4 protein-coding genes are annotated in these 3796 nt (G+C 70.1%); all 4 read right to left on the bottom strand.

From position 1 onward, the window contains the following. The coding region (locus tag NS354_RS12550; RefSeq protein ID WP_241490542.1) for a permease-like cell division protein FtsX at nt 1–559 on the bottom strand (559 nt) is incomplete at its 3' end. After that, a complete protein-coding gene (ftsE, locus tag NS354_RS12545) occupies nt 556–1716 on the bottom strand; it encodes a cell division ATP-binding protein FtsE (RefSeq protein WP_058594786.1) in 1161 nt (386 codons plus the stop codon). The genes ftsE and NS354_RS12550, both read right to left, overlap by 4 nt. Before the next feature lie 87 nt (nt 1717–1803). Further along, nucleotides 1804–2913, bottom strand: a complete 1110-nt coding sequence (gene prfB / locus NS354_RS12540; protein ID WP_058594785.1) for a peptide chain release factor 2 — start codon at nt 2911–2913, stop codon at nt 1804–1806. A 91-nt stretch (nt 2914–3004) separates the two neighbouring features. Next, nucleotides 3005–3733: an aminotransferase class I/II-fold pyridoxal phosphate-dependent enzyme gene (locus NS354_RS12535; RefSeq protein ID WP_275934833.1), complete on the bottom strand. Its 729-nt coding sequence runs from the start codon at nt 3731–3733 to the stop codon at nt 3005–3007. Nucleotides 3734–3796: the final 63 nt, after the last annotated feature.

The raw sequence follows: 3796 nt of genomic DNA, 5'->3' as shown, positions 1-3796 counted from the left end.
CGGCGATCGCGATCGCCGTGTAGCTCGCGACGCCGAGGAACAGGAAGATGCGGTCGAGGAGGCTGCGCTGATCGGAGACGCTCTGCACCCCGGGGATGCCCGCGAACGTCTCCTGGATGATGTCGGAGCGCGACGGATCCTTCAGCTTGATCCAGAACGTCTGGTTCAGCTGCTCGGGTCTCGTGATCTCGACGATCGGGTTGCCCTCGAACTGCTTCGTGAACTCCTCGTACGCCTGCTCGTGGTCGACGAAGAAGGTGTCCTCGATGTACGGCGCGAGCGTCTCCGAGTCGAGCGCGGCCTGCACGGCGGCGATCTCCTCCTCCCCCGCATCCGTCCCCGAGCACGTGGCGCTCTGGTCGTAGTCGGTGCAGAGGTACACCGCGACCTGCGCACGATCGAACCAGAACGTCTTCATCTGCTGGATCTGCAGCTGCATCAGAATCGCGGCGCCCACGAAGGTGAGCGACACGAAGGTCACGAGCACCACCGAGATGACCACGGAGAGATTGCGGCGGAAGCCGTTCCAGACCTCGCCGAGTACCAGTCCCACCCTCATCGCACGGGCCCCACATCCGTCTGGTCGTCGTCGGTTCGTTTCAGCCCGAGATGCTCGGCGAGGCTCCCCGTCTCCGCCATCTGCACGGGGTCGAGAGGACGCGCCGGTTCGAGGAAGCTCGGAATGCTGCGGCCGCGCGGGCCGTCGGCGTGCACCGTCTCGTCGATGTCCTCGTCCTCGTCGTCATCGCCGAAGGGGCGGGGCTCCTCGAAGACCGAGGCCCCCCGCTGCCGCTCCGCCTCGGGGGCCTGCGGCTCGCGAGGCTCCTCGACCTCGGGCTCGGGGGCGGCCGCGGCCACCACCTCCGCCGCGGCCTCGACGAGCGCGGGATCGCGCTCCGCCGCATCCTGCACCGCCGCCGAGCCGGCCGTGTCGCCGAGCATCTCGGGCGCCAGTGCGGCGCGCACCACGGCCTCCGAGGTGCGCAGCACCTGCACGCTCGCGTCCGAGAGATCGGCGATCGGGATCGAAGCGGTCTCGCCGTAGCCGCCGCCGACCTCGTCGCGCACGACGACGCCCTGCGAGAGCTCGACCACGCGCTGCTGCATGATGTCGACGAAGGTCGCCTCGTGGGTCGCCATGACGACCGTCGTCCCCGCCGCGTTGATCGCGCGCAGGAGCTGCATGATCCCCAGGCTGGTGGCGGGGTCGAGGTTGCCGGTCGGCTCGTCGGCCATGAGGATCGCCGGCTTGTTCACGATCGCGCGCGCGATCGCGACGCGCTGCTGCTCACCGCCTGAGAGCTCGTGCGGGAAGCGCTTCGCCTTGTTCGCGAGGCCGACCATCTCGAGCGTGTCGGGAACGGCCTCCTGGATGAAGCCGCGGGACTTGCCGATCACCTGCAGCGTGAAGGCCACGTTGTCGTACACCGTCTTGTTCGTGAGCAGGCGGAAGTCCTGGAAGACCGTGCCGAGGTTGCGGCGGAAGTACGGAACCTTGCGCGAGGAGATCTTGCTGAGATCCTGCCCCAGCACGTGGATCTTGCCGGCGCTCGGCTGATCCTCGCGCAGGATCAGCCGGAGGCAGCTGGATTTACCCGAACCGGAGGCGCCCACGATGAACACGAACTCGCCGCGATCGACCCGGAGGTCGATACCGTCGAGCGCGGGTTTCGCGGTGCCCCGGTATTTCTTGGTGACGTTCTCGAAGAGGATCATGACGAGACGACTGTACGCCCTGCCGACCGCACCGATGCTGAGGCGCGCTGGAGCGGGGCCGCTTCGGGCGAACTCCCAGTCGCGCGATCAGTCGTTCTTGGCGAGCGAGCGCCACCGGATCCCGGCGGCGATGAACCCGTCGAGGTCGCCGTTGAAGACCGCCTCCGGCTGCGAGGATTCGTGCCCCGTGCGCAGATCCTTCACGAGCTGCTGGCCGTACAGGAAGTACGAGCGGATCTGATCGCCCCAGCTCGCGGTGACGCTGCCCGCGAGCTCCTTCTTCTTGGCCGCCTCCTGCTCGCGCTGCAGCAGCAGCAGTCGGGTCTGGAGCACGCGCATCGCGGCGGCGCGGTTCTGGATCTGGGACTTCTCGTTCTGCATCGAGACGACGATGCCCGACGGGAGGTGGGTGATGCGCACCGCGGAGTCGGTCGTGTTCACCGACTGACCGCCCGGGCCCGAGGAGCGGTAGACGTCGACGCGGATGTCGGCCTCGGGCACCTCCACCTCGGTGGCCTCCTCGAGGAGCGGGATGACCTCGACGCCGGCGAAGCTCGTCTGGCGCTTGTCGGCCGACCCGAACGGGCTGATGCGGGCGAGCCGGTGCGTGCCCGCCTCGACCGAGATGGTGCCGAACGCGTACGGTGCGTCGATCTCGAAGGTGGCCGACTTGATGCCCGCGCCCTCAGCGTACGACGTGTCGAGCACCTTGGTCGGGTAGTCGTGCTGCTCGGCCCAGCGCAGGTACATGCGCAGCAGCATCTCGGCGAAGTCGGTCGCGTCGTCGCCGCCGGCGCCCGAGCGGATCGTGACGACTGCGGCGCGCTCGTCGTACTCCCCCGAGAGCATGGTCTGCACTTCGAGGTCCTGGATGACCTTCTCGAGCGCGACCAGCTCGGCTGCGGCCTCCTCGGCGGAGTCGGCGTCGTCGGCCTCCTGCGCGAGCTCGACGAGCACCTCGAGGTCGTCGAGCCGCTGCTCCACCCCGCGCACGCGCTTCACGCGTGCCTGACGGTGCGAGAGCCCGCTCGTCACCTTCTGCGCGGCCGCGGGATCGTCCCACAGATCGGGGGCGGCGGCCTGCTCCTCGAGGTCCGCGATCTCGCGATCGAGCTTGGGCAGATCCAGCACCGCGGCGATATCGGCGAACGTCGAGCGGAGTGCGCGGATGCGGGCGGAGAAGTCGAGGTCGAGCATGGTGCTCAAGCTTACTCGCCGGAGCGCCGATTCCGCGGGTCTCCGGGGAGGCCGGCCCGCAATCCCCGCGGGATCCGGTCGCGGTCGGCCGTCAGATGACGGCCTCGGTGAAGGCGGCCGGGGCCGCGCGACCCGCCCCTGCGCTGCCCGCGCCGCCGTTCCAGGCCTGAGCGAGACGCTGCAGCGCCTTGTCGAGCGTCGCCTCGGGCGCCGAGAACGGGAGCCGCACGAATCGCTCGAACGTGCCCGGGCTCCCGAAGCGCGGGCCGGGGGGCAGGTGCAGGTCGAGTTCCGCCGCGGCCCGGCTGAGGCGCGAGCTGGCCCGCTCGCCGATGTCGACCCACACGCAGACGCCGCCCACGGCCGGCGACGGGCGCCACTCGGGCAGGTGCTCGGCGAGACCCGCGACGAGCGCGCGGTGGCGTGAGGTCAGCTGCTGCGTCCGCTCCGCCAGGATGCCGTCGTACTGCTCCAGCGCGTGCAGGGCGAGCACCTGCTCCCAGACCCCGGTGCCGAGGTCGCCGATGCGGCGCGAGGCCTCGAGCCTCCCGATGAGTTCGGGAGCGGCCCGGATCCACCCCACGCGCAATCCGCCCCACACCGTCTTGCCGAGCGATCCGACGGTGAGGATCGCATCCTGGTGGTGCTCCTGCTCGGCGTGCGCGGCGAACGGGGCGATCCGCCGCGGCTCCCCCAGGGCGAGCTCCGCCGTCGTCTCGTCGGCGATGACGTAGGCGCCCGACCCGGCGAGCGCGGTGATGAGGCGCGATTTCAGCCCGTCGGGCATGCGCAGCCCGGTCGGGTTGTGGTGATCCGGGATCAGGTAGGCGAGCCTCGGCGACGTGCGCTCGGCGATCTCCAGCAGGCTCGCCTACCTGATCCC

Source organism: Leucobacter chromiiresistens (assembly GCF_001477055.1).
In the GTDB taxonomy this organism is placed as follows: Bacteria; Actinomycetota; Actinomycetes; order Actinomycetales; family Microbacteriaceae; genus Leucobacter; species Leucobacter chromiiresistens_A.
Note: the sequence above shows the minus strand (reverse complement) of the source record. Positions and strands in the feature narration are given on the sequence as shown.

What these genes read in the sequence shown, in the direction of transcription:
- ftsE (WP_058594786.1), bottom strand. Translation starts at nt 1,716, where the DNA reads ATGATCCTCTTCGAGAACGTCACCAAGAAATACCGGGGCACCGCGAAA.
- prfB (WP_058594785.1), bottom strand. Translation starts at nt 2,913, where the DNA reads ATGCTCGACCTCGACTTCTCCGCCCGCATCCGCGCACTCCGCTCGACG.